The sequence below is a fragment of the Jonesia denitrificans DSM 20603 genome, assembly GCF_000024065.1.
GTDB classification, from domain to species: domain Bacteria; phylum Actinomycetota; class Actinomycetes; order Actinomycetales; family Cellulomonadaceae; genus Jonesia; species Jonesia denitrificans.
In genome coordinates, this window is the sequence record NC_013174.1 from 512,283 (window position 1) to 538,126 (window position 25,844).

Genomic DNA, 25,844 nt, shown 5'->3' on the forward strand with positions numbered 1-25,844 from the left:
GTAGCGAACCTTGCTACCGCCCAATGAGAGGTTCACATGAAAAAGATAGTGGCTGTCACGGCGATCCTCATGGTCGTTGTCGCTTGTTCACCGCAGTCTCCGGCTGTGGAACCGAAAGACACTGCGAGCGTTGAGGAGCTCAATCCCGCTGACTATACGCGAGACCAGGGCGCATCAGCGGAACTTGACAGGGAAACCGGGGAGATCACCCTCCCCCTTGAACAGTACTTCATGGACAAAAACGAACTTTCTGCAGCGAACAGTGCCGCAGTACTGTCCATGGCGCGATGTATGCAGAAGGCAGGCTACCCAGCGTTTTGGGTACCAACAAACAGCGAAGACCGTGACCGGAGTGAAACACAACGCTACGGTCGCTGGGTGATGCGATACGCGGAACAATACGGGTACGCAGATGTTCCCGATCCTCTTGGCCAACAAGTACGAGAGTATGAGGTGGCGTGGGCAACGCAATACTCTGAGGACATCAACAACGAGGAATACGACACAGCAGAAGACCGCTGCGGATCCAACGGTGAAGACCTCGAAATCATCGCCTACACGCCCGAAAGTCAAGCACCCCCTGAAGTGTTAGAGATGCGTGACCTGTCCTACCTCCTCATGAAAAACACCCCGGAAGCGCAAGAAGCCGAAAACCAATGGCGGCAATGCGTCGAAGCCGAAGGGTTTGTTGTAGAAGAGATCGACAACGAGTTCGCCATCGCCAACGTGTCTTACATCGATGCTGACGAAGAGTCCATTCGCGCCGCCATCGCAGACGTTCACTGCAAAGACGAAACCAACCTCATCAAGCGTCTGTCCGACATTGAAGCCTCATTCCAAGCTCCCGTCGCAGCGAAATACGAGGCAGAACTCGTCGCGATGCGTGCCTCAGTCGAGGAAAGTCTCGCCGCGATCGATGACTACATGAAAGCCCACGCCGCCGACATTGCCACGCTCACGCAGCACTCACAGAAACCTGCCCTCACAGGACCATGACACAACCCGAGTGGGACACCCAGATCCTGCACACACCCAACAGCTTGTCCTCAACGCAGGGCACTGACCCCGCCGATGCGTCAGCATCCCCACCCCAGTCAAGGGTGGCGTTGCCACACCGGTGGATGGTTGTGTGGGTTCTGGGGACCCTCCTCGCACTGGGTGTCGGATACCTCGCCGGGTTCCTTGTGCGAACCCCACTAGACCAAGCACAAGAAAACTCCCACGTTGTTATCCAAGCAACCGCAACCGCCACCATGCACGACTTTGTGCCCGACATTGCGAGTGGCACCGGGACCATCCGTAAAGGCAGAACCATCACCCTGCCAGAGTTTGCGTTACCCAACGGGGACACCCCCATCGTCACCGAACGCATCGCCAAAGCCGGGACAACCATCGCAAGCGGCCGCCCCGTCCTCTCCATCGCCGGACACCCCGTGTTCGTCTTATCCATCCCATTCCCGCTCTACCGCGATCTTGCCCCAGGCGACTCAGGGCACGACGTCAAAGCACTCCAACAAGAACTCGCCCGCCTCGGGCACTACCACGGTGCAATCGACGGAGACTACGGGCCAGGTATGGCCGCAGCGGTGCGTGAACTCTACCGCAGCTCAGGGGCAACACCCCCCAGCGCATCGGCAGACCTCCTCGACGCAGTCACCGCAGCTCAACAAGAACTCAACGCTGCCACCAGTGAGAGGCCCACCCCACCCAGCGGCGACTCAACCACCACCGAAGACGGCACAAACACCGTACACACCGAACGCCCTCAAGCGGCCCTGACCACAGCCCTGGCCGCCGCGAAACGAGCCGCGGACACCCCACTTCCACGCTTCGCAATCATCGCGATCCCCGCGAAAAGCGTCGACGTCATCAAAACACCACCGGTTGGAACACAACTCAGCGAATCACCTGACTCACTCCACCTACGATCCCAAGGAACCACCGTCACCGGCAGACTCTCAGTCCTCGAAGCAGAAGGCTTCACCGAAGGCGACACCGTCACGGTGACCGTGCAAACCAACACCCACGTCCACGCCGAAGGAACACTGACCAACCTGTCCGAATTCAAAGAAGGCGAACCAGACAACAACATCCCACCCGGCTACGACTACGTAGTGACCGTCCCCGCTGACAACGCCACCGAATTCTCCGACAACGACGGAGTCACCATCACCGCGTCACACACCACCACAACAGCAACCACAGCGCTCGCCGTCCCACTCCTGGCCATCAGGCAAGACAGCAACGGAACCTATGTACTCACCGTCACCCACCCCCGTGACGCAGCAAACCCAGATGACCACACCCGCATCAACGTCACCCCAGGCCAACAACAAGACGGGTGGGTCGACATCACCGGAGCCGACCTCAACGACGGAGACATTGTCGTCCTAGGTGGCGGCCAGTGACTGCCGTCATCAACGCCACCCACCTGTCACGCACCTTCCCCGGCAACCCACCCATCCACGCCCTCCGCGATGCAACCCTCCGCGTCGAACCCGGAGAAAAACTCGCGATCTACGGCCCATCCGGAGCCGGCAAATCCACCCTCCTCAACCTGCTCGGCCTCCTCGACGCACCCACCAGCGGAAGTTACACCGTCCTTGGCGAAGAAACCGCGAGCATGCCAGCACGCACCAAAGACCACCTACGGTCCCAAGCAATCGGATTCGTCTTCCAACAATTCCACATCCTCGGACACCGAACGACCAGGGAAAACATCGACCTGAAACTGTCCATCGCCCGCACCCCCACAACCACCCGAACCCGTCTCATCGACGAAGCCCTCGACAAAGTCGGACTCACCCACCGAACACACTCCCACGCAAGGAACCTCTCCGGCGGCGAAAAACAACGGCTCGCCATCGCCCGCGCCATCGTCAACAAACCACAAATCGTCCTAGCAGACGAACCCACCGGGAACCTTGACGCCCGCAACACCGACCTCATCCTCACGCTCCTCGACGACTTCTCCGCAGCCGGCATCGCCATCGTCGTCATCACCCACTCCGATCGCACAGCAGCCTGGTCACACCGCAACGTCTACATCGACGACGGGGTCCTCACCAACACCCCACCCAGGAGCTAACCAGTGCGCGCGTTCATTGATACCTTCCACGACTGCGCCCTCGACATGAGCGCCCGCCTCCAGCGCACACTCCTACTCGTCATCGCAGTAGCGCTCGGTGCCGGAACATTCGTCATGTCCCTGGGGTCCAATGTGACCGCCTCCCACCAGATCACCAACGACATGGCGGCAGGAACCCTCGACCACATCAGTGTGAGCGTCTCCGGCGGAACAGAAACCCGAACCTTCCCCGACAATGCCGACACCCGCGCGCTAACCCTCCCCATGGTGGAATCCTCAGCCCGCAGACTCGACATCAGCATCGACCGGGTACAACCCAACCGGTTCACCACCGCAAACCTCGACGACTACATCACAGACGTGACCGTCACAGGAGTGACCTCCGGTTACTTCGACGTCATGGACATCACCGGCGGAACACAAGGACACTGGGTGCTTGACGCAACCGAACACACCAACGTGGCCTACCTCGGTACCACAGCCGCCCAACAACTTGGAATCCCCACCGACACCCCCTACCCAACCGGCTACCAAATCTCACTGGCAGGACGCCGCGTTGACGTCATCGGGATCGTGCACTCCTCACCACGAGCACGCATCGACCACCTCATCATCGTGCCCTACGCCTACGCGCTCGCAGTAGAACCCACTGACAGTCAAGCAGTGTTGACGGTGCGCACAGCAATCGGTGCAGGGGGGCCAGTGTCCACCGCGTTGCGTCAGGTGGTGCGTCCCGATGCGCCAGAACGGCTGTCTGTTACACAGGTGGCCACGTTAGATTCGTTGAGGTCCGGGGTGGACTCCCAACTGTCCCGGTTGGGTATGTCCGTAGGGGTGACGTTGTTGGTGTTAACCACTCTTCTCATTGCGAACTCCATGATTGTGTCCGTCATGTCGCGCACTTCGGAAATCGGGTTGCGGCGTGCGCTTGGATCGTCGCACGCAGACATCGCTCGACTGTTTCTCACCGAAGGCGCCATCACCGGTGTGTTAGGTGGGCTTGCCGGGGCGGCTGTGGGGGTGGTGGGCACGGTTGTGACCGCATTAGTCAATGGGTGGAGTGTGAGCATGCCGTGGTGGCTGCCTCTCATCGGGTTAGCTATTGGCGCAGTTGTGGGGGTTCTCGCATCGGTGTATCCGGCGTTGTCTGCTGCCAAGGTCAACCCGGCAACAGCGATCCGCGCCGATTAAACCGGCGATGCCCGCCCCCCTTGCCGGGGACGGGCATCGTCGTTGTGCATCGTGGTTAGTCAACCCTGCGGGTCGAGCGTGGGGCGCGGCCCACAGTGGTCGCCGCTTATGCGGGGGACACTTGCCCGGTCGGAAGCGGCCGCCACCGTTCTTCCCGTGCTGCAGCCCACCATGCGGCTGCTCCAGCGATGAGCAACCACATGACCAAGCCAAGAAGTGCGATCCCAGCATGAGCGGAGGTTGCTCCTGCAATTGATGCATTGAGTGCATCGGCAGCAAGCGGCAGTGGCACAAGGGCGTTGAGCACCTGAAATGTGTGAGGTGCGGTGTCAATGGGGAGTAACCCGCCAACGCTGGCGGCTTGGACTGCGAAGAACAACAGTGAGACCAACCAGCCGGTGGATTTGCCCCACAGCAACACGAACACTTCGGTGATGACCATGAACGTCAACGTCCCGACGAGCAGGACCATGATGGTCAGTGGCCAGTTCGCGATCTTCACTCCGAAGCTCACCAGGACAGCGAGGAGCGCTGCGGTTTGGATGAGGGCCGCAACCCCTGGGATGACCAACCCGGATGCGAGCCGTTGCCCAACGGGGACGGTTGTTCCCAAGTATGTGCGGGGGGAAATCCGGTGAATCAGGGAAAGCGCGAACGCCCCAACCCACATGAACACGGCGGCGATGGGTCCGGCGAGCCCAGAGATCGCTGAGCCAAGCGGGTTCGTTTCCACGTGGTCGGAGATGATGGGTTTGGCTAGAACGCTCCCGATGGTGTCGGGAATGTCGTTGAGCGCACCAACTTGCTGTGATGCGTCCCCCAGTCCGTCAGCGAGTTCGTCTGCTCCGCCGGCGAGTTGGGTGGACCCGTCATCGAGTTGTTCCAACCCGTCAGCGAGTTCACGGGCGCCATCTCCGGCGCCGGTGATGCCGGTGGCGAGTTCGCTGGTTCCGGTGGCGAGTTGGGAGGAGCCTTGCTGGAGTTGCGATGCGCCTGCTGCAGCGGAGGACAGGCCACCGGTGAGTTCCCCAAGACCTTGTGACAGGGCCCCGGCACCGCCGTTGAGTTGTGCGGCACCGTCAGCGAGTTGGGAGGTTCCGGAGGCGAGTTCTTGGGTTCCGCCGGCTAGTTCAGTGGCACCGTTGCTGAGTTGGGTGATGCCTTGGGTGAGTTGGGGTGCTTGGGCGGCGAGTTCGCTGGTTCCTTCTGCCAGGTCGTTGGCTCCTGCGGCGAGTGCGCTGAGACCGTCGGGAAGGTCGCTGAGGCCGGTCACGAGTTGGTCTGCGCCTTGGGAAAATCCGGTGGCTCCTTGGGAAAACCCGGAGACGACGGTGGTGAGTGTTCCCAGTGCTGCAGCGCATTCGTCAGCGGTGCTGGGGTCCGAGCAGGCCAGTTGGACCGATTGTGTCAGACCGGTGATTGCTTGTGCGCCTTGTGCGAGTTCTTCGGAACCGCCTGCCAACCCAGCGACTGCTGGACGTAGTGCTTGTGCGCCTTGTGAGGCTTGTGTGAGTCCATCTGCGAGTTGTTCAGCGCCCGAGTTGAGTTGGCGCACACCTTGTGGGAGGGCGGATGCTTCTTTTGAGAGGGTGCTTAATCCGCCTGCCAGTTCTTCCGCTCCGGCGGCGAGTTCGGATGCGCCACCTGCTAGTTCTCGGGTGCCGGTTGCCAGTTCAGAGACACCGCCAGCGAGTTGGGATGCCCCTGTGGTGAGTTGCCCGGCTCCAGACTGCGCAGAGCTCACGCCTTGGGCGAACTGACCGATCCCGGTATTGAGTTGGCGGGCGCCGTCAGCAAGCTGGGATGCACCAGTTCCTGCTTCAGTGACACCGTCTGCGAGGACGCCGGCGCCTCCAGAGATCTGGCCGAGTCCGTCGCTGAGTTCGTTAGTTCCTTGCGCGAGTTGGTTAGCTCCGTCAGCGGCGTCAGTGAGTCCACCTGCGAGGGGTTGCACCTGGGTGAGAGTGGAGTTGATGAACATTTCCGTGATCTCATACCCGGTGGTTGCTGCCGCTGTTTGGGCAATGTACTGGGACAGGAACGACACCAGCTGTGAGTTCGCCTCGTTCGTTTCAACCGTGATGGGAGCTTGGGTGGGGGAGTTGTTGAGCACCCCAACAACCGATGCGGAAAACTCTTTGGGAATGGTGATGATCGCGGCATAATCGCCGGATTCTAACCCGTCGCGCGCTGTGGACTGGGAAACAATATCCCACGTGAGAACGTCTTCGTTGGTGGTGAGTCCTGCGGTGAGGAGACGACCACCGGGGAATGGTTGAGCGTCCTCGCCTTCCCCGATGGTGGCCATTTCATCAAGGTTGACTACCGCGGCTTTGACGTTCGTGGCCGCATCGGCACGGTCGTGGTAGGACCACAGCATCAGGGCGATCGAGGCAACCGGTAAGAGGGTCGCAAGGATGAGAGCAATGACTTTCCGGCGGGACATTCCAGTCACAGTGACTCCTCAATAGGGGTGGCGTGAGCCGGGACAGAAGACGAAGGAAGAATACGAGAGGTCAACGCGGTGACGACCACAGCAGGGTCCGCGTCTGCTGCTGTTCCCACAAACGTGACAATCCCTTCAGCGTGCAACGGTGCAAGCACCTCACACAGCGCATCGAGAGTTGCCGCATCCACCCGACCCCCGGACCCTGGCGCTATCAACAGGTCGGCGGTGTCAACAGCCACCACATGAGCGCCATGACGGTCGGTGAGGACCGATTCCACCCAGGCGGACAGTGTGGACAGGGTGACAGTGTTCACCGTGAACGCTGAGCGGCGTCGCAACCGGTTCCGTTCCTCGGGTTGGACACAGTCAGCAATAGTGACCACACCGGATTCGATGCGGTGCCGCCCGGTGACCGCAGCCAGGGTTGCTTGGCGGGCCAACGTGTCGGTGGACCGAACAAGAAGAACATCACCGGTTGTTGCGGTGAGCGACAACCCTGACACGAGCGCGTGGTCGCGGGTGTCATGCAGCACCATGTTCTCCACGCGGACAGCGACACCCGGGTTGTGGGCGGCCCATTCTTGCTGAGCGAGCCGCTTCTCCAGTCCTGTTCCTTCCACATCCAAGTGCGGCATGGTGCGTTCCAACCAGCGGGGCAGCGCCCACGCCCGATCTCCAAGGATCGCCAACACTGCTGGAACCAGGGTCATGCGCACAAGAAACGCGTCAATGAAAACCCCAACTGCCAACGAAAACGCAATCGGTTTGATGATCGCATCCCCCATGGGAACAAACGACCCAAACACAGCGATCATGATGATTGCCGCCGCTGATACCACGCGCGCCGACTCGGTGTATCCGGTGAGGATCGCGCCACGCGCATCGCCTGTGTGCACGTATTCCTCGCGAATACGCGACACCAAGAACACCTCATAGTCCATGGCCAAACCGAACAACACACCCATCACAATGATCGGCATGAACGAAATGATCGGGCCGGTGGTATCCACGTTGAGAGCGGCAGCCGCCCAGCCCCACCCAAACACAGCCCACGTCAACCCAAACGAGGCAAGAATCGACAACAAGTAGCCCAGTGTTGCCTTGATTGGTACCGCAATCGAGCGGAAGACCACCAAGAGCAGTACCAGTGACAGGCCCACCACAACCGCCCCAAACGGCAACAGTGCGTTGGACAACTTCTCCGAAATATCAATACCTGCTGCGACCTGCCCAGTCACCGTGACATTGTCAATGCCCAGGTCCTCTTCCCACCGGTCAGCCTGCTCACGAATATCGTGGACCAACTCAGCGGTTCGTGGGTCTGTTTGCCCCCACTGGGGCACCAACTGAACCATGCCCAAGTCGGCTGTCATATTCGGGGTGGCAATTCCAATCGACGCCACCCCGTCAATAGCCTCGATGTCATCAGACAATGCCTGAACAACCCCCAGCGGATCATCGGAGGCAATAATGTCAGCGGTCACAAGAATCGGAGCGTTAAAACCTTCCCCGTACGCATCGGCAACGAGGTCGTAGGTGTCCCGCACATCGGTGCCCACCGGCTGCGAACCGTTATCCGTCAACGCCAAGGTCAGGTCTTTTGCCGGAATAGCGGCAACGCCAAGCAACACCACACACGCTACAAGCGTCCACCACGGGTGACTGGTCGTGATCTTTACCCACCGGGCAGTGGGTTTCGCCTCGCCGGGGGTGTGGCGGCGCCGTGGTCGAAGCTTCTCACCAAGTAAAGCTAAGACTGCGGGAAGGAGCGTGATCGCGATCAACACAGCGATCGCCACAGCCGCAGCCGCAGCAAGACCCATGACCGTGAGGAACGGAATCCCGGCAACCCCCAACCCACACAAAGCAATAATGACCGTCATCCCGGCGAAGATCACCGCTGACCCTGCAGTCGCACCAGCCCGCGCGATGGACTCTGTGACATCCAGCCCGTCGGCCAACTGGGATCGGTGCCGGGAAATAATGAACAACGCATAGTCGATGCCCACAGCCAACCCAAGCATGATCGCCAACGTGGGAGTCGTGGAAGAAATATCCGTGAAAGCTCCAGCGGTGATAACAAGCAACATCGACACCGCCACACCAATGATCGCGGTGACGATCGGAATACCCGCAGCAATCAACGACCCAAAAGTGATCGCCAAGACAATGAGTGCGACCCCAACCCCCAACACCTCAGCAATCGAGAAATGCACCGAGGTCATCTGGAACATGCCGCCACCCACATGAGCCGTGAGGTCAGTGGACGCAGTGACGTCGTCGGCAAGGTCACGGAACCCGTCAAGGGTCGCATCGGAAATACTGCCCAACTGCACATCAAGCTGGATTTGCAGCAAGACGTTCTCTCCGTCAGGGGAGAACGACGATGCGCCACCCTCCTCAAACGGGTTGGACACAATGGCGACGTCCTCGATGGCGTTACCGTCCGCGACGATCTGCTCAATGTCGGTGCGGTAGTCCCGAATGTCGGCGCCATCAGGGGCTTGCAGGAGTAGCTGGCCACTTGCCCCGGAGACTTGCGGGAACCGTTCGGCAAGGACCTCTAACCCCTCCTGTGCTTCAGTGCCGGGAATGGAGAGGTTGTCGTTGAACTTTCCACCAGACAACACCGCCGCAGCCACACTGAGCACAATGATCATGAGCCAGGTGAGGACAGTGGCGATTTTGTGCCGGGAAAGGTAACGGCCGAGGTTATACAGCGCGGTCGACATGCGGGCTCCTGCGGGGGAGGGAGACGGGCCGGTGTGAGGAGACACCTCACACTTCTCAATACGATTTTGTATTCAATACACTAATGGATCGGGCCTAGAATGGGATACGTGTGCTGCGGCACACAACTCAAGGAGGACAAGACATGGCCAGCACGCCAACGCCCGGAAGTGACACCACCACTTCCGACACTACTGGCACACCTGACGATGCGCGACGCACCCACCAGCCCACCCGAAGCCGCGAAAACACGCGACTACGGCTCCTTGAAGCCGCCGAAAAAGTGTTTGTCGCCAAAGGGTTTGGCGCCACCCGCGTTGACGATCTGGTCAATGAAGCAGGATTCACCCGCGGCGCGTTCTACTCCAACTTCGACTCCATCGAACAAGTCTTCTTCGACATGTTTGAACGCATGTGCCAAGAACGCATTGACGTCTCGCTTGCCGTCCTGGACGAATTCCCCGACAACGTAGACCCGCGCATTGCCATCACCGAAGCATTCGACCGGCTCGAAGTGCTCTCTGACAACTGGTATGTCATCCTCCAAGAACTCCACCTCATGTCCGTGCGTGTCCCAGGAGCTCGTGACCGGTTGAACTACCACCGCGATGTCTTTGGCCCCCAAGCCCAAGTCATCATTGCGGGGTTCCTCAAAAAATTCGGCCGCACCGCCAACGTCCCCCTCGGTCAACTCACCGAAGCAGTCGTGGCGCTCTACCTCAACACCATCGTGCTCCGGCTCATGAACGGTGTTGACTACAACGGCATTGAAGACTCACGGCGCATGATCGGCGAGATCGCCATGCGATTCTCCGACCCCCTGTGACACCACCTTTGGGTCAGTGTACGAATCATTGACCAATACCTTCACCGGGAACTCCACCACGGAGCCAGGAAAAAGGGTCTCCCCGGCTTGTCGGGCAGACACACGCACGACCTCAGCAACCGTCTCCGCCCACTCCACGGGAGTGTGAATCAACACCTCATCATGCAAAAAGAAAACCAAAGACGGTGCTGATAGCGTCGGATCCCCCAACGACAACTGGTGCAACCGCAACCGAATCTCCACCATCCACGCCATCGCCCACTCAGCGGCGCTCCCCTGCACAATAAAATTTCGGGTAAACCGCCCATAACTACGACTTCGTAACCGACGCTCACGCGCAACATCCGCATCGTCGCTCTCATCAGGGTGCGACACAACGCCAGGCGGCGAAGTGCGCCCCAACCATGTCGTGACCTGCCCGCCACGCTCACCTACCCGCGCAGCAGACTCCACCATGGCCATCGCTGTTGGAAAAGCCTGACGGAACTGCGGCAAGACCTGCGCGGACACTCCCGTGGTCCCGCCATACATGGCCCCCAACATGCCGTACTTCGCATGTTCTCTGCTGGGCACCACACCGGCATCAGCAATCCGCTGATACATGTCGCCTCCACGTCCAGCCTCCGCCATCGCTGCGTCACCTGACATGGCAGCAAGCACACGCGGTTCAAGCTGAGAGGCATCCGCGATCACAAACGTGAACCCGTCACCAGCACGGGCTGCCCCACGAATCGCCCTCGGTAACTGCAACGCCCCGCCACCGTCGGCGCCCCACCGCCCCGTGACCACACCCCCAGGGGTGTACACGGGGCGGTAACGGCCATCGCTGACCCACTCATCCAGCCACGCCCACCCATGCGCGGTCCACAACCGGGCAAGGTGTTTATACCGTTCCAACGGTGCCAACGCCGGGTGCCGATGCTCACGCAACGCCCACTTACTCGTGGTTGTCACAGGGATACCCGCAGAGTTCAAAGCCCGCAACAAGTCCTTGGGCGAATCAGGATTCAGCTCTGGTGCATCAAGTAGCCTTCGTAACTCCTGCGCGACCGCCTCAAGGGCGGCCGGGCGAACCCCAACTGCGGGACGCTCACCCAACTGTTCTCGCAACAACGCCTCATGATGATCCCGATCCCAAGGCACCCCCACGGCGTACATCTCACGAGCAATCAACGCCCCTGCTGACTCCAACGCCATCAAAAAACTCAACCGCTGGCGCCACCCATTACCCGCAGTACGCAACACCCGCATCTGCCGTTCCAACTCCGCCACACAATCGGGGGTCACCTCGCTGTGGGACTCATCAAACAACACGTCCTGGCGTGCCGCGACCGGAGTGGGCCCATCCCACCACGCAAGTTCCTGTGCCCCTTGCTCAGCCTGGGACGAGGGCGCCCGAAACACCGAAGAATCTACCCACGCCGCACGTGACAAAATCGCCCGTGACAGGCGAAGATCATGACACTTTGCCACCCACACGCCCCGTGCAAGAAGAAAGTCATATACCACAGAGGTATCCGCCCACACCCACCGGGGGCGGTCGATCTCCCGGTCAGTCACCCACGCAACGCAGTCCGCGGCACTGAGGACAACGGGTGCATCAGCATGAACCTGACCCGACACCGGATCAACCTGACACGGAACCGCCCGCACACACGGTGCTGATGGGTCAGCGTCCCCAGCACTCATGAGCTCCACAACGATGTACACCACACCATTGTCGCTGCCCCCACTGACACCAGCGGCCCGCACTGTCCCACCACCACGCGTCCACGCCCACGCGGTGGACAACCACCGCAACGCCCAGGGCCGTGGCGCTCAACGCGCCACGGCCCTGGGTCATCACTGGTCGTGCTCAACGACCTACTTCACGTCGTCATCAACCCAGTCGAACGTCTTTGTTACAGCTTTCTTCCACAACCGGTACTGACGCTCACGTTCGGACTGCTTCTCAGCAGGGGCCCAGCGTTTGCCTTCCTTCCAGTTGTTGCGGACGTCGTCTTCCCCATTCCAGAAACCCACCGCAATACCAGCCGCGTAGGCGGCACCAAGTGCGGTAGTTTCCGCGACCTCAGGTCGAATAACCTCCACATCAAGCTGGTCGCTAATGAACTGCATGAGCAGTTCATTAGCGACCATGCCGCCGTCCACTTTGAGCTCAGTCAACGCCACACCAGAATCAGCGTTCATGGCATCAACGACCTCACGGGTCTGGAATGCCACCGACTCAAGAGCTGCACGGGCAATGTGGTTCTTATTCACGTAGCGGGTTAGACCCACAATCGCGCCACGCGCATCGGAACGCCAGTAGGGCGCAAACAAACCAGAGAACGCAGGAACCACATAGGCGCCGCCATTGTCATCAACCTTGCGTGCCAAGTACTCCACATCTTGGGCATCTTCAAACAGACCCAAGTTGTCCCGCAACCACTGAATCAATGACCCAGTGACCGCAATGGAGCCTTCCAAGGCGTACACGGCGGGCTGGTCACCAATCTTGTAGCACACCGTGGTGAGCAGACCATTCTTCGAGTGGATCGGTTCGGTACCTGTGTTCATGAGCATGAAGTTGCCAGTACCGTACGTGTTCTTCGCGGTGCCTACCTCAAAACACGCCTGCCCAAACGTGGCAGCCTGCTGGTCACCCAGAATCCCCGAGATGGGCACACCAGGAACCAGCCCCTGCTTACGACCGTGCCCATACACCTCGGAGGATGACTTAATTTCCGGGAGCATGGACATCGGGATCCCCATGACCTCGGCCATGGATTCATCCCACTGCAGGGTTTCAATGTTCATCAACAGTGTACGCGACGCGTTGGTGACATCGGTGACGTGGACACCACCGTTGGGGCCACCCGTCATGTTCCACAGCACCCACGAGTCAGTGGTCCCAAACAACAGGTCACCCTTGTCCGCTGCTTCCCGGGCACCATCAACATTGTCGAGGATCCACTTGACCTTTGGCCCAGAGAAGTAGGTAGCCAAAGGCAAACCGGTGAGTTTCTTGTACCGGTCTGCGCCTTCGTCCCCACCGAGTTCGTCAACAATTTTTTGGGTGCGAGTGTCTTGCCACACAATGGCGTTGTACACCGGTTTCCCGGTGTTTTTGTCCCACACCACAGCTGTTTCACGTTGGTTGGTGATCCCTACAGCAGCGACATCATCGTAGGTGGCGTTCCCGCGAGTGAGAGCAAGGCCCACCACTTCGCGCACGTTGTTCCAAATTTGGTCGGCGTTGTGCTCTACCCACCCTGCTTGCGGGAAGATCTGGTCGTGCTCCAACTGGCCAACCGAGTGGATCGTGCCCTGATGGGTGAACAAAATTGCGCGGGAGCTTGTTGTTCCTTGGTCGATGGCAAGAACAAATTTCTTGGTCATGTGTCGTTTCCCTCTTCGTGTCTGACGTGGTTAAGCTCAGTAAATTGCTGCGTACAAAAGACCTGCGATGACGGCACCAATGCTGGGGCCAACAATAGGAACCCACGAGTAGCCCCAGTCTGATGTCCCCTTGCCCTTGATGGGCAAAATGGCGTGGGCAATACGGGGACCGAGGTCACGTGCGGGGTTGATCGCGTACCCGGTTGGGCCACCAAGGCCCATACCAATAACCACCACGATGAGTGCCACACCCAGTGGGCCAATCATCGTTTCGGTGTACCCGGACACCAACACCCAGTACACGAGAACGAAGGTGCCAATGATTTCGGTGACGGTGTTCCAGATCGGGTTGCGGATCTCCGGTCCAGTGGCGAACACCGCAAGTTTCAAGCCTTGATCCTCGGTTGCATCAAAGTGGTTCTTGTACGCCAACCAGGCAAGGACAGCACCAATAAAGGCACCGACCAGTTCAGCGGCAAGGTACACCGCGATGGAGGTAGCGTCGACAGCGATCTGACCGTCCACAAACCACTCGGCACCCGATGCGGCAATACCGAGAGTGACAGCTGGGTTGAGGTGGGCGCCGGAGGCGAAAGCCACATACACACCGGCGAACACGGCGAACCCCCACCCAAAGGTGATGAGAACCCAGCCGGTGGAGTTGCCCTTTGTTTTGGCGAGGACTTGGTTAGCGACTACCCCAGCACCCAAGAGGATGAGGGTGGCGGTTCCGAGGACTTCGGAAAGGAATACGTCCCCGAGGGTCATGGTATCCATGTGTTCCTGCTCTTTCTTGACGTCGTTGTCAATGTTCTCCCGCCGGCACGCGTTGTACACGGTGAATGGGAGGGCGTTGCGGGGGCACGGGCCCCCGCAACGCACGCTTTAGGCGAGTCGCTCCATCGGGGCGATCTCAGTGGCGCGCAACCGCACCTTTTCTGCCGCAGCATCGTCGAGTTCTTGTTCAGCGGCTTCTTCAGCGTCGATGCGTTCCAGGTAGGACCGCTTTTCTTGGGCGCGACGGTCCTCGTCCCACCCAAGGGCCTCGCCGACGATCTCGGTGATCTCGTCGATTGCGGCCCGCCCCTTATCCGCGTACTCATAGATGATGCGGGTTCGGTGCAGCATGACATCCTCAAGGTGAATGACACCCTCGTTGTGCGCCGCATACCAAATTTCGGCTCGCAAGTAGGCATCTGCGTGCGTGAGGGGTTCTGCCAGCGAAGGGTCTTGGCCACAGGCCGCAGCGATTTCGTTGATCATCGAGCCGTAGCGGTGAAGCAGGTGGGCGATCATCTGCTTCGACCAGCCAAAACGCTTGGACAGTGCCTTGGCTTGATTGGTCATGGCTGCCAACCCCACTGCACCAAGCAGGGGGATGTTGTTGGTGACTGATGGGCGTGCGGATGCTTCTGGGCCAAGGGCAAAGTCCACCGCGTCTTCTGCCATGACCCGGTAGGTGGTGAGTTTCCCACCCGCGATCACGGTGAATCCTGGGTTTGGGGAAGCAACTGTGTGCTCACGCGAAACCTTTGCCGATGAGGTGCCCTCTTTGGTCCCTGGTTGCAGCAGAGGCCGTAACCCAGCCCAGGTCCCGATGATGTCGTCCCGGGTCAATGGGTCTTGCAGGACCGCGTTGGCATGATCCAGGACGTAGTCGATGTCTTCTGCGGTGGCGACCGGGTGTTGAAGGTCGTGCTCCCACGGGGTGTCGGTGGTTCCGATCACCCAGTACCGTGACCAGGGGATCACAAAGAGAACTGACTTTTCGGTTTGCAAAATCAGGCCCGCGTTGCCCTTGATTCGGTCACGGGGCACCACAATGTGGATGCCCTTGGACGCAAGGACCTTCAGGCCGCCGGTGCCACCGGCCAGTGCTTCTGTTTCCTCGGTCCACACACCGGTGGAGTTGATGACATGCCGTGCATGCACGGTGAAAGTGTCGCCGGTTTCAAGGTCTTTAAGAACTGCGCCGTTGACTCGGCCAGCCGGTGATTTGGTCAGTTCAACAACTTGAGTCCGGGAGCAGGCGTGAGCACCGTAGGACACGGCAGTGCGGGTGAGGGTGAGGACAAGACGTGCGTCGTCGACGGACCCGTCGTAGTACTCGATCGCTCCAACAGCAGCGTCGTGACGCAGCGAGGGAAAGCGGCGTTCCATGGATTTGCGGCCGTGGTGCCGGTGGAACGGCATCGCCCGTTTCCCTGGGGCAAGCGAGGCAAGAATGTCATAGAGCATGATGCCCGCGCCAATGTAGGGGCGCTCGTACTGTTTGATGAGGGGGAACAAGAAGGGCACCGGTTTGACCAGGTGTGGGGCCAACTTGTTGATGAGCAGGTCTCGTTCAGTGAGTGCTTCATGAACAAGAGAGAAGTCCAGCATTTGCAGGTACCGCAAACCACCGTGGACAAGTTTAGAAGAGCGGCTTGACGTCCCCGATGCCCAGTCTTGTGCCTCGATGATCGCAGTGTCGAGCCCACGGGTGACTGCGTCAAGTGCTGTCCCTGCACCGGTGACCCCGCCACCAATGATGAGGACGTCTAACGGCTCCTCAGGTGTGGTGGCCTTTAATGCTTCCAGGGATCGAATTCTGGTTTCGGGCGTCATTGCCGTGCTGGCTGTCAGGGCTGACATGTGTCACCTTCCGGGTGGGATGTGTTCGGTACAAATATTCAGGGTGGCGAACGGCTGCGCAACCGCTGTGCACATATGTGCAACACTGGGGTGTGGTGTATCGCGATCAAGATGTCCTTAAGGCTGCGTCAATGTACTACCTCCAAGACGTCAAAATGGAGACCATTGCACGCCACTTAGGGACCTCACGCTCAACCGTCTCCCGCATGATTAAAGCTGCCCGTGAGACAGGCCTTGTTGAAATCAATCTTCGCCCAACTCACTCCCGCGCGCCTGGGATACGGCAATACCTCCGCGAACGATGGGGCGTGGAAGCCTTCGTCGTCCCCGTACTCGACTCCACCTCCCACGAGGCACGACTAGACCAAGTTGCACTGACGTGCGCCCGACTCCTTGCTTCATGGCTGCAATCCGAAATGGTGCTGTCCATCGCCTGGGGAACCACCACATCGGCTATCGCCCGCCACTTGCCCGCAAAACCCATCCACGGGGCGATCGTTGTCCAACTCAACGGGGCAGCCAACACCCGCACATCAGGAGTCGCCTACGCAGGAGACCTCCTGGCCGCCTTCGCCGACGCGTTTGACGCCCACTCCGTGTACTTCCCCGTCCCCGCATTCTTCGACTACGAAGAAACAAAAGACGCGATGTGGCGGGAACGCTCCGTACGCCGTGTCCTTGACGTCCAAGCCCAAACCGATATCGCCTTGTTCTCCGTAGGAGCCACCACAGGGGCGCTCCCCTCCCACGTCTACTCCGCCGGCTACCTCGAACCCGAAGACATCGCAGTCCTCGACACCGAAGGCGTCGTCGGCGATGTCTGCACCGTCTTCCTCCGAGCAGACGGAACCTACGCCGATATCCCCATCAACCGCCGAGCAACCGGCCCCACACCCGACCAACTCACAACCTTCCCACGCCGAGTATGCGCAGTAGCAGGTGACAACAAAGTTCCCGCACTTCTCGCCGCACTCCAAGCAGGCGTCATCACCGACCTCGTCATCGACGAAGTCACCGCAACCCGCCTGCTCACAATAACCACGACATAACAAACACACCCGCGTAATCTGTGAAGGTGACATCACCAGTGTTCCAGCTGCGCCCAGCAGCCCCCCGCGACGTCAGAGCAATCCGCGAACTTGTTGAACCCTACGCACACGAGCGCATCCTTATCGCGAAAGAAGCAGTCGCCTACTACGAAGCCATCCAAGAATTTGTTGTCGCCCACCCTATGGGAGAGCCACACACCATCATCGGATGCGGTGCACTCCACGTCATGTGGGAAGACCTCGCCGAAATCCGCACCCTCGCCGTCTCACAACACCACCGCGGCCACGGAATTGGTGACGCACTCGTCACCGAACTCCTCCACCGCGCCCACACCATGCAACTCAGCCGAGTCTTCTGCCTCACCTTCGAAGTCGACTTCTTCACCCGCCACGGATTCCACCCCATCGACGGCACCCCCGTCTCCACCGAGGTCTACGCCGAACTCCTACGCTCCCACGACGACGGAATCGCCGAGTTCCTCGACCTTGCCCGCGTCAAACCCAACACCCTCGGCAACACCCGCATGCTCATCGAACTCAACGAGCACCCACCCCACCCGTAGCCACCACCACATCAGGAAGATGGAAGACACCTGCCGTTTCTTCCACCAAACCATCCGCCACCAACGACTCCACACACGCGGACAACTGCTCGGGGTCCGCAACCCACAAACCAGCAACCTCATCACGACTCGCACACCGATGCGCTCGCAGGTGAGCCATGATGATGCCACGCACCTGCCGGTTCGTGCCGGCAAAGCGTTGCGGACGACGAATGGGCGCGTGCTCGTCATCGGGATAGCCTGCCTCCCGCCACCCGCACAGGTGCGCGATCGGGCATTGGTCACACCGAGGTGTCCGAGCTGTGCACACCAACGAACCAAACTCCATGGACGCAACCGCCCACCGTGCGGCGTCCTGGTCTGCTAGCGGGGCGAGCGCATCGGCTAGCTCCCACTCATGGCGCCGGGGCGACGGCGGCGGAAGAGCAACCCCTGCAAACACTCGCGCAATCACCCGACGCACGTTGGTGTCAAGAACCACTGCACGCCGGTGAAAGGCAAACGCCACAATAGCGGCCGCCGTGTAGGAACCAATCCCTGGCAGTGCACGCAGCTCTTCCTCCGTAGCGGGAACTTCACCGTGGTGACGTTCGGTGATGACACGAGCACATTCGTGCAAGCGCAGTGCACGACGCGGGTAACCCAACGTTCCCCACTCGGTGAGGACCACATCACGAGATGCAGCAGCCATGTGGGCGGGCGTGGGCCACATCGTCATCCATCGCTCCCACCTGGGAGCAACACGTGCCACGGGGGTTTGTTGGGACATCACCTCACTGACCAAAACCCCCCACGGTGTTGTGCCTGGGCGCCGCCACGGCAGATCGCGTTCAGCGCCGTCGAACCACGCAGACAACTGGGCGTGAACTTCGTCAACATGCGGTGGTGTGGTGTGTGGTGCTGGGGGCATGGCGCCTATTGTCACATGTCAGCAATGGGGAGAGCTGGGGGCGCGTCGGCGACAATGCGCGCGTTGCGGAACGGCAGCACGTCACTTCCCAGGTGCCGTGTGTGAGGAGAAATTGTGACGAAGCGGCGTGGCGCACATCACGATTGGGTGGGTGTCGTTACCGTACAACCATGGACGAGCCACCACGGCGACCACCTCGCCCGCCGCGTTCACCACGACCCCAACCCGTCCCGCAACGGGTGTACTGGATTCGGCGGGCAGTTGCGCTTGCCATCCTGGTCGCGTTGGTGGCCCTGGTGAGTTGGGGAGTGCGCAGTGCGTGGGCTGCGTTGTTTGGCGAGGACACTTCGTCATCGGCCACTAGTACCGGTGGCACGGGTGACACTAGTACCGATGCGCAACCTGCTGACACTGATACGGGTGGTCCCGCAGCGTGCGACCCCGCGCACATCACCCTGACCCTCACAAGTGACAAAACCACAACAACGCCAGGGGAGACGCTGCCCTTCACCGTGACAATGCGGTACACAGGTGAGGCAGACTGCACAGTGGACGCAGGGCTCAGTGAGCGGGTCGTGACGGTTCATTCAGGGAACGACAATATTTGGTCCTCGGCGCACTGCGATACAGCAGGGTCACGAACACTGCTGTTCGCCACAGGAGACCAAGACGAGATGATTGTTCCCTGGCAGTCAACGCGTTCCACGAAAGATTGCGAGAATGACCTGCCGGAACTCAAACCAGGTACGTACTATGCGGTCGTGTCCTATGACGGGAAAACCTCGGAGCGATTCGTGTTTTCCGTGGCATGAGTAAGGCCCGGGTCCTTGTCACTGGGCGCACAGCCGGATGAAGGTCTTAGACGTAGCGTTCGAGGATGCTTGATTCTGCGAGTCGGGACAGGCCTTCACGCACAGCCCGGGCGCGCTGTTCACCGACACCATCAACGGCCATGAGGTCATCAATTGTGGCGGCGAGAAGCTTTTGCAAGCCGCCAAAGTGCTGCACCAACCGGTCCATGATGAGTGCGGGAAGTCGCGGGATCCGCGCCATGAGTCGGTAGCCGTGGGGTGCAACTGCGGCGTCCAGCGCGTCACCACCACCAGGGAGTCCTAGGACTCGACCAATAAGACCAAGGTCTAGAAGCTCCGTGGAGTCAAGGGCAGCCAGTTGGGCGAGAACATCAGCGACGGAGTGGTTCTTTTTGGTGGTATCCACATAGTCGCGCAACACAAGTTCACGGTCGGCGCTGATCGCACCGATGAGCTCGTCGTGCTGCAACGCCAAGAGGCGACCTTCAACCCCAAGTTCCACCACATGGTTGGCAACTTCATCGGAAATGCGCCCCACCATTTCGAGGCGCTGCACGACAATACACACATCACGCACGGTGACGAGGTCTTCAATTTCGAGGGCTGATAATGTTCCGCTCACTTCATCGAGGCGAGCCTTGTACCGTTCGAGGGTAGCGATCGCTTGGTTGGCCCGGCCGATGATGGTGTCTGGGTCTTCCAACACGTGGCGGCGGCCACCCACATACAGCGCAATAATGTGCATGGATTGCGACACGGAAATGACGGGGAGACCAGTGTGTTTCGCCACCCGCTCAGCGGTGCGGTGCCGGGTACCCGATTCAGAGGTTTCAATGGAGGAATCGGGCAGTAGTTGGACTGCTGCCCGCCGGATCCGCCGTGTAGCCGGGTCCATGACCACGGCGCCATCCATTTTGCACAGTTCCCGAAGCCGTGTTGCGGAGAATTCGACATCGAGTTCGAACCCGCCTGTGGCAATGGATTCGACCACGTCGTCGTACCCAAGAACAATGAGTGCCCCGGTGCGGCCACGCAAGATCCGTTCGAGGCCATCACGAAGTTCTGTGCCTGGTGCAACCGTGGCGAGAGTGTCACGGAGCAGTTGGTCAGTTTGCGGTGCAGGAGAGAAGGCCACGACAGAATACTACGGGAATTGGGCGCTCGCGCGGTGAAAAACGCAAAGAATCAACCTCAGGTATGACATGGATGATTCCCTGGTCAGGGTTATCGTGAGCGGTTCACTCGTATGCGTGTGCGAGCGCATCGCGCACTGTGGTTGCTTCCAACGTGGTGATCCCGGCAACTGCGGGTGTATTCGTGCTGGCAGGGATGATGGCCCGGGTGAAACCAAGGCGTGCCGCTTCCTGGAGGCGACGGGCCAGACCAGTGACGGACCGGATCTCTCCGGCCAGACCAACTTCACCCAGAGCAATAGTTCCCACTGGTAAGGGACGGTCCTCAACGGCGCTCATTGTTGCTAGGAGCATGGCGAGGTCTACTGCTGGTTCAGTCATTTTTGCGCCCCCAACCGTGGACACGTAAATGTCGGCGTCCATGAGGCGTGCCCCCAGGTGGCGGTGGGCAACCGCCAGGATCATCGCCAGACGTGAGGAATCAACTCCACTGGTGGTGCGGCGGGGGTTGGTCAGTGGGCTGGGGACCACAAGGGACTGGACTTCTAGCGCCAGTGGGCGGCGCCCCTCAAGGGTCACAGTGATGCAGGTTCCTGCGACGAGCATGTTGACCTGCGAAAGGAATAACCCCGAGGGATCAGCCAACCCGACTATTCCGGTTTCGCTGAGGTCAAAGCACCCGACCTCATCGGTGGGACCGTACCGGTTTTTCACAGCGCGGACCATGCGTAACCGTGAATGACGGTCTCCTTCGAACTGGCAGACCACATCGACAAGGTGTTCCAGGGTTCGTGGTCCTGCCACGGACCCGTCTTTGGTGACGTGTCCTACGACAATGGTGGGGATTGCGCGTTCTTTGGCTACGGAGATCACGGCGGAGGCGACTTCTTTGACTTGGGCGACACCTCCTGCTGCGCCGTCCACTTGGGTGGAGGCGATCGTTTGCACGGAGTCCACGATGAGCAGGTCTGGTGTGACCGCGTTGACGTGGGCGAGTACTTGTCCCAGGTCGACTTCGGAGGCGAGGTAGAGGTTGTCGTCAAGTGCGCCGATCCGTTCGGCGCGTAAACGGACTTGACCTGCGGATTCCTCGGCGGTGACGTAGAGGACTGTGCGGCCGCTGCGTGCGGTGGTTGCAGCCACGTCGAGAAGTAAGGTGGATTTTCCTACCCCGGGTTCCCCGGCGAGGAGGATGACTGCGCCGGGGACCAGCCCTCCGCCGAGGACTCGGTCGAATTCATCAATCCCGGTTGGTCGGGCTTGGGTGATGTGTGCGTCAATGTGGGAGATGGGGGTGGCTGGTGTGGTCAGTGTCGTTGCGGTGGTCCGGGGGCCGGAGACCGCGGATGTTTCGGTGAGGGTGCCCCATTCGCCGCACTGGGTGCACCGGCCAACCCATTTGCCGGTGCTCCACCCGCAGGCGGAACAGGTGTGGCTGGTGCGTTGTTTTTTTGCTGCTGGTGGCATGTGGTCACTGTACAAGTTCGTTCTGACATTTCTCAGCGGATGACTGGTCACGCCGATACAGTGGGGGAAAGCACATTTCACCAAGGAGTTCACAGTGACACAGCCACCACAACCCGATGACCGTGATCAGCAGAACGGGACGTCACCTGATGATGCGGATGCCAGTGAGAAGAAGTCGAATGATTTACCGGTGACGACGGGCCGCAAGATCGTCTGGGTGGTCGCCATTGCGGTGGCGTTGTATTTCATTATTCAGGGTGTGGTGGGCATTGTGTCGGGCTCTGATTCTGATGCGCAGTCATCTCCTGCTCCCACGGTGACGGTGACGCAGGAAGGGCCGGCCCCGACGCCGGCGGTTCCTGCTGCCGCGAAGGGGGAGGGGTTGTCTGCGTTTGCGCAGGCGCTGCCGGATTCGGTGCGTCAGTATGCGTTGAGCGATTTTGTTGCGCTGGAGCCGGTGTTGTTTGACGATGCGCTGGAAAGTTACCAGTTGACGTTCGCGGCTGCGGAAGGTGAGGCGGGGTGCACGGTGTTCGCGAGCCAATTTGCTACTGCGCAGCAGGCGCAGAAAGCAGCAGCTCAGCGTGCGGGAGAAGCGTCGGGTGTTCCTGTTGTGGTGGGTCAGGATGAGGCTGGTGTGCTCGTTGTGCATGAGTTGCTTGCCGATGTGCCTGATCCGTTGCGTGGTGATGTGAGCGTTGCGCAGGGTGTTGGGCATGCAGTGTGGTCGAATCACACGGCGGTGTTTGAGGTGTATGGGCCGGTCGAGGATGTCTCGAATGTTGCTGTGGGATATGCGCTGTGACACGCACACGCCCTCCGGGGATGAACGATGTGGCACGGCTTGCGGGAGTGTCACATCAAACGGTGTCGCGGGTGTTGAATGATCATCCGTCGGTGCGACCTGAGACGCGGGATCGTGTGTTGCAGGCGGTGGCGGATTTGGGGTATCGCCGTAATCTTGCTGCACGAGCGTTGGTGACTCGGCGGACAGCAACGATTGGTTTGATTACGACGGGGTCGTCATTGTTTGGGCCGCAGCGGGCTTTTGTGGCGATTGAAGAGGCTGCCCGTGAGGCGGGCTACATTGTGGCGGTTGCAACGGTGCGCCAGCCCACGCCGACCTCGATGAATACGTTGTTGGACCATTTGTTATCGCAGAATGTGGAGGGCATTGTCATTGTCGCTCCACATAGTCAGGTGTTGGACGCGATTCGGAGTTTTGAGCCGTCGATTCCTGTGGTTGTTCTTGCTGACGCCGCCCATGTGCCTGGTCACATTCACACAGTGTCGTTGGATCAGGTGGAGACGGGGCGTCTTGCGGTGCGGCATTTGGCGTCACTGGGGCACGAGCAGATTGCTCACATTTCAGGACCGTTGGATTGGACGGATGCGCGGGGCCGGCTTGAGGGGTGGCAGTTGGAGTGTCGTGAGGTGGGTGTGAATCCGGTGCCGTTGATTCAGTCGGACTGGAGCAGTGAGCGTGGTTATGACATCGGGCGGGATTTTGTGCGGGCTGGGTTACCGACCGCGATTTTTGCTGCCAACGACATGATCGCGTTGGGGGTCATGAGAGCTCTGTATGAGGCAGGGGTTCGGGTTCCAGAAGATGTGTCCATTGTGGGGGTTGATGATGTGCCTGGTGCGGCTCATTTTATTGCGCCCTTGACTACGATTCATCATCCGTTTGCGCGGATGGGCAAGGTCATTATGGAGACGTTGTTGGCTGCCATTGATGGGCAGGATGTCACGCCTCAGGTTCTTCCTCCACAGTTGGTGGTGCGGCACAGCACTGCATCACCGCGGTGAGGGTTGCCGCGGTCAGACAGCGGTGTCTGACTGTGGTTGCAGTGGGGACGTAGGTCTTGCCCACACCCCTTTGTGAACGTTAACATTGAAGTAACAGGCTCCCACACCACTTCATATTCAACCGAGTCCTCCACACAGTGACGTGACGAAAAGAGGCATCATGACAACGACCCCAACCCCCCACTCTGACATCGCAGCAGCGATCCTTGCTGGACATACCTCGCTAGGAATAGAACTCGGCTCCACCCGCATCAAAGCGTGTCTGATCTCCGATGACGGAACACCACTGGCCGAAGGCAGTCACTCCTGGGAAAACACCTACGATAACGGCCTGTGGACCTACCCGCTCCCCGAGGTGGACGCAGGAATGCAAGCCGCCTACGCCTCGCTACTGGCTGACACCACCGCCCAGTACGGAGTTGCCCCCACTCGGTTTGGGGCCATTGGTGTGTCTGCCATGATGCACGGATATCTTGCCTTCGACGCGGACGACAACCTCCTTGTCCCCTTCCGCACCTGGCGTAACACCAACACCGGACCAGCAGCAGGTGAATTGAGCGAACTCCTGGGATACAACATCCCACTGCGCTGGTCGATCGCTCACTGGTACCAAGCAATCCTCGACAACGAAGAGCACGTCGACAAGGTCGCACGCCTCACCACGCTTGCAGGGTACGTGCACTGGAAACTCACCGGCCGCCACGTCCTCGGTGTCGGGGATGCCTCGGGTATGTTCCCCATCGACCCAGCAACCCGCGACTACGACCAACGCCTCCTCGATCTCACTGACACCCGCATCGCCACCCACCGATCTGTACCAGCGGTGCGTAACCTCCTGCCCGACGTGCTCGTCGCAGGCAGCGACGCCGGTCGGCTCACCGCCCAGGGGGCACGGTGGCTCGATACCAGCGCAACCCTCGCATCGGGAATCCCCTTGTGCCCACCAGAAGGTGACGCTGGAACCGGGATGGTCGCAACCAACGCCGTTTCCCCACGCACTGGCAACGTGTCAGCAGGAACCTCCATTTTCGCGATGGTCGTCCTCGAACAGCCCCTCACTCAGGTTCACCACGAACTCGACCTCGTGACTACACCCACCGGTGACCTTGTTGCCATGGTTCACTGCAACAACGGGGCTTCCGAACTGAACGCATGGGCAACCCTCCTCGGTGAATTTGCTCAAGGACTCGGCGTGACCACTACGCCCGACGCCATCTTCGAAACGTTCTTCACGGCAGCCCTCAACGGGCAACCTGACGGTGGTGGGCTCCTCGCCTACAACTACCTCTCTGGCGAACCCATCACCGGCCTCGAGCAGGGGCGTCCCCTCTTTGTCCGCACCCCCGACTCACGCCTCACCCTTGCGAACTTTGCCCGCACCCACATCTATGGGGCATTTGGCACTCTCGCTCTAGGGATGCGGGTCTTGTCCAACGAAGGTGTTGTCATCGACAACATGTTCGCTCACGGTGGCATGTTCCGTACCGCAGGAGTGGCCCAACGCTTCCTCGCAGCCGCCATCAACGCACCGGTGTCCGTGGGGACCACCGCCGGAGAAGGCGGAGCCTGGGGAATCGCGGTGCTCGCGCACTACACTGCGCAACGGCTCAGCGGTGCCACTGCAGATGACTTGGGCACCTACCTCACCACCCACATTTTCGCTGATTCCAACGTCACCACGGTCGAACCACAACCCAGCGACGTTGACGGGTTTGCCACCTACCTCACCACCTACGAAACGGGCCTCGCCATCGAGCGGGCAGCCACCACCAGCCTCTAACCCACCCATCCCAACCCAAGGA

At 60.0% G+C, this 25,844-nt stretch carries 20 protein-coding genes; 11 read left to right on the forward strand and 9 right to left on the reverse strand.

What is annotated here, in order from left to right; genetic code table 11:
* Positions 1 to 36: 36 nt before the first annotated feature.
* The 4 genes from JDEN_RS02375 to JDEN_RS02390 are packed head-to-tail and all read left to right on the forward strand — an operon-like array spanning position 37 to position 4,279.
* Complete coding sequence (locus JDEN_RS02375; protein WP_015770770.1) at positions 37 to 996, forward strand: hypothetical protein; 960 nt, start codon at positions 37 to 39, stop codon at positions 994 to 996.
* Positions 993 to 2,408, forward strand: a complete 1,416-nt coding sequence (locus JDEN_RS02380; RefSeq protein WP_015770771.1) for a peptidoglycan-binding domain-containing protein — start codon at positions 993 to 995, stop codon at positions 2,406 to 2,408. Before JDEN_RS02375 ends, JDEN_RS02380 begins: the two co-directional genes overlap by 4 nt.
* A complete protein-coding gene (locus tag JDEN_RS02385; RefSeq protein WP_015770772.1) occupies positions 2,405 to 3,088 on the forward strand; it encodes an ABC transporter ATP-binding protein in 684 nt (227 codons plus the stop codon). The genes JDEN_RS02380 and JDEN_RS02385 overlap by 4 nt, the downstream gene beginning before the upstream one ends.
* 3 nt (positions 3,089 to 3,091) lie before the next feature.
* Positions 3,092 to 4,279, forward strand: a complete 1,188-nt coding sequence (locus JDEN_RS02390) for an ABC transporter permease (protein WP_015770773.1) — start codon at positions 3,092 to 3,094, stop codon at positions 4,277 to 4,279.
* Positions 4,280 to 4,385: 106 nt separating this feature from the next.
* Here JDEN_RS02390 and JDEN_RS02395 read toward each other — a convergent pair whose 3' ends face one another.
* Both JDEN_RS02395 and JDEN_RS02400 read right to left on the reverse strand, forming a co-directional pair.
* Positions 4,386 to 6,725, reverse strand: a complete 2,340-nt coding sequence (locus tag JDEN_RS02395) for a YhgE/Pip domain-containing protein (RefSeq protein ID WP_226926634.1) — start codon at positions 6,723 to 6,725, stop codon at positions 4,386 to 4,388.
* A 5-nt stretch (positions 6,726 to 6,730) separates the two neighbouring features.
* Positions 6,731 to 9,460 carry an MMPL family transporter gene (locus JDEN_RS02400; protein WP_015770775.1) on the reverse strand — a complete coding sequence of 910 codons (2,730 nt, stop codon included), beginning with the start codon at positions 9,458 to 9,460 and terminating at the stop codon, positions 6,731 to 6,733.
* Between the two features lie 143 nt (positions 9,461 to 9,603).
* On the opposite strand from JDEN_RS02400, the gene JDEN_RS12920 reads away from it, so the two are divergent.
* The gene (locus JDEN_RS12920) at positions 9,604 to 10,284 is read left to right on the forward strand and encodes a TetR/AcrR family transcriptional regulator (RefSeq protein ID WP_015770776.1); all 681 of its coding nucleotides are present in this window, start codon (positions 9,604 to 9,606) and stop codon (positions 10,282 to 10,284) included.
* Here the strand turns inward: JDEN_RS12920 and JDEN_RS02410 are convergent.
* From JDEN_RS02410 to JDEN_RS02425, 4 genes are all read right to left on the reverse strand, one after another.
* Positions 10,234 to 11,994: a bifunctional 3'-5' exonuclease/DNA polymerase gene (locus tag JDEN_RS02410; RefSeq protein ID WP_143713224.1), complete on the reverse strand. Its 1,761-nt coding sequence runs from the start codon at positions 11,992 to 11,994 to the stop codon at positions 10,234 to 10,236. The genes JDEN_RS12920 and JDEN_RS02410 overlap by 51 nt on opposite strands.
* A gap of 153 nt (positions 11,995 to 12,147) precedes the next feature.
* Positions 12,148 to 13,665 (reverse strand): glycerol kinase GlpK, encoded by a 1,518-nt coding sequence (glpK, locus tag JDEN_RS02415; protein WP_015770778.1) that lies wholly within the window; start codon positions 13,663 to 13,665, stop codon positions 12,148 to 12,150.
* Between the two features lie 36 nt (positions 13,666 to 13,701).
* Positions 13,702 to 14,442, reverse strand: a complete 741-nt coding sequence (locus JDEN_RS02420; protein ID WP_015770779.1) for an MIP/aquaporin family protein — start codon at positions 14,440 to 14,442, stop codon at positions 13,702 to 13,704.
* Between the two features lie 108 nt (positions 14,443 to 14,550).
* Entirely contained in the window at positions 14,551 to 16,299 is a 1,749-nt protein-coding gene (locus tag JDEN_RS02425; RefSeq protein WP_015770780.1) for a glycerol-3-phosphate dehydrogenase/oxidase, read from the reverse strand.
* A gap of 95 nt (positions 16,300 to 16,394) precedes the next feature.
* Between JDEN_RS02425 and JDEN_RS02430 the strand changes: the two genes are divergently transcribed.
* Positions 16,395 to 17,348: a sugar-binding transcriptional regulator gene (locus tag JDEN_RS02430; RefSeq protein WP_015770781.1), complete on the forward strand. Its 954-nt coding sequence runs from the start codon at positions 16,395 to 16,397 to the stop codon at positions 17,346 to 17,348.
* Positions 17,349 to 17,374: 26 nt separating this feature from the next.
* Positions 17,375 to 17,911, forward strand: coding sequence for an amino-acid N-acetyltransferase (locus JDEN_RS02435; protein WP_041287790.1), 537 nt, complete (start codon positions 17,375 to 17,377; stop codon positions 17,909 to 17,911).
* Here JDEN_RS02435 and JDEN_RS02440 read toward each other — a convergent pair.
* Positions 17,886 to 18,821 (reverse strand): HhH-GPD family protein, encoded by a 936-nt coding sequence (locus JDEN_RS02440; RefSeq protein WP_015770783.1) that lies wholly within the window; start codon positions 18,819 to 18,821, stop codon positions 17,886 to 17,888. The genes JDEN_RS02435 and JDEN_RS02440 overlap by 26 nt on opposite strands.
* Before the next feature lie 170 nt (positions 18,822 to 18,991).
* Here JDEN_RS02440 and JDEN_RS02445 point away from each other — a divergent pair, with 170 nt between their 5' ends.
* Positions 18,992 to 19,633 carry a hypothetical protein gene (locus tag JDEN_RS02445; protein WP_041287791.1) on the forward strand — a complete coding sequence of 214 codons (642 nt, stop codon included), beginning with the start codon at positions 18,992 to 18,994 and terminating at the stop codon, positions 19,631 to 19,633.
* Positions 19,634 to 19,679: 46 nt separating this feature from the next.
* On the opposite strand, the gene disA is transcribed toward JDEN_RS02445, so the two are convergent.
* Both disA and radA read right to left on the reverse strand, forming a co-directional pair.
* Positions 19,680 to 20,768 carry a DNA integrity scanning diadenylate cyclase DisA gene (disA, locus tag JDEN_RS02450; protein WP_015770785.1) on the reverse strand — a complete coding sequence of 363 codons (1,089 nt, stop codon included), beginning with the start codon at positions 20,766 to 20,768 and terminating at the stop codon, positions 19,680 to 19,682.
* Between the two features lie 103 nt (positions 20,769 to 20,871).
* Complete coding sequence (radA, locus tag JDEN_RS02455; RefSeq protein ID WP_015770786.1) at positions 20,872 to 22,233, reverse strand: DNA repair protein RadA; 1,362 nt, start codon at positions 22,231 to 22,233, stop codon at positions 20,872 to 20,874.
* Between the two features lie 94 nt (positions 22,234 to 22,327).
* On the opposite strand from radA, the gene JDEN_RS02460 reads away from it, so the two are divergent.
* The 3 genes from JDEN_RS02460 (at position 22,328) to JDEN_RS02470 (ending at position 25,822) form a co-directional block, all read left to right on the forward strand.
* Positions 22,328 to 23,038, forward strand: coding sequence for a hypothetical protein (locus tag JDEN_RS02460; protein ID WP_015770787.1), 711 nt, complete (start codon positions 22,328 to 22,330; stop codon positions 23,036 to 23,038).
* Entirely contained in the window at positions 23,035 to 24,042 is a 1,008-nt protein-coding gene (locus tag JDEN_RS02465) for a LacI family DNA-binding transcriptional regulator (RefSeq protein WP_015770788.1), read from the forward strand. Before JDEN_RS02460 ends, JDEN_RS02465 begins: the two co-directional genes overlap by 4 nt.
* Before the next feature lie 160 nt (positions 24,043 to 24,202).
* On the forward strand, positions 24,203 to 25,822 hold the full coding sequence (locus tag JDEN_RS02470; protein WP_015770789.1) for a xylulokinase: 1,620 nt from the start codon (positions 24,203 to 24,205) through the stop codon (positions 25,820 to 25,822).
* Positions 25,823 to 25,844: the final 22 nt, after the last annotated feature.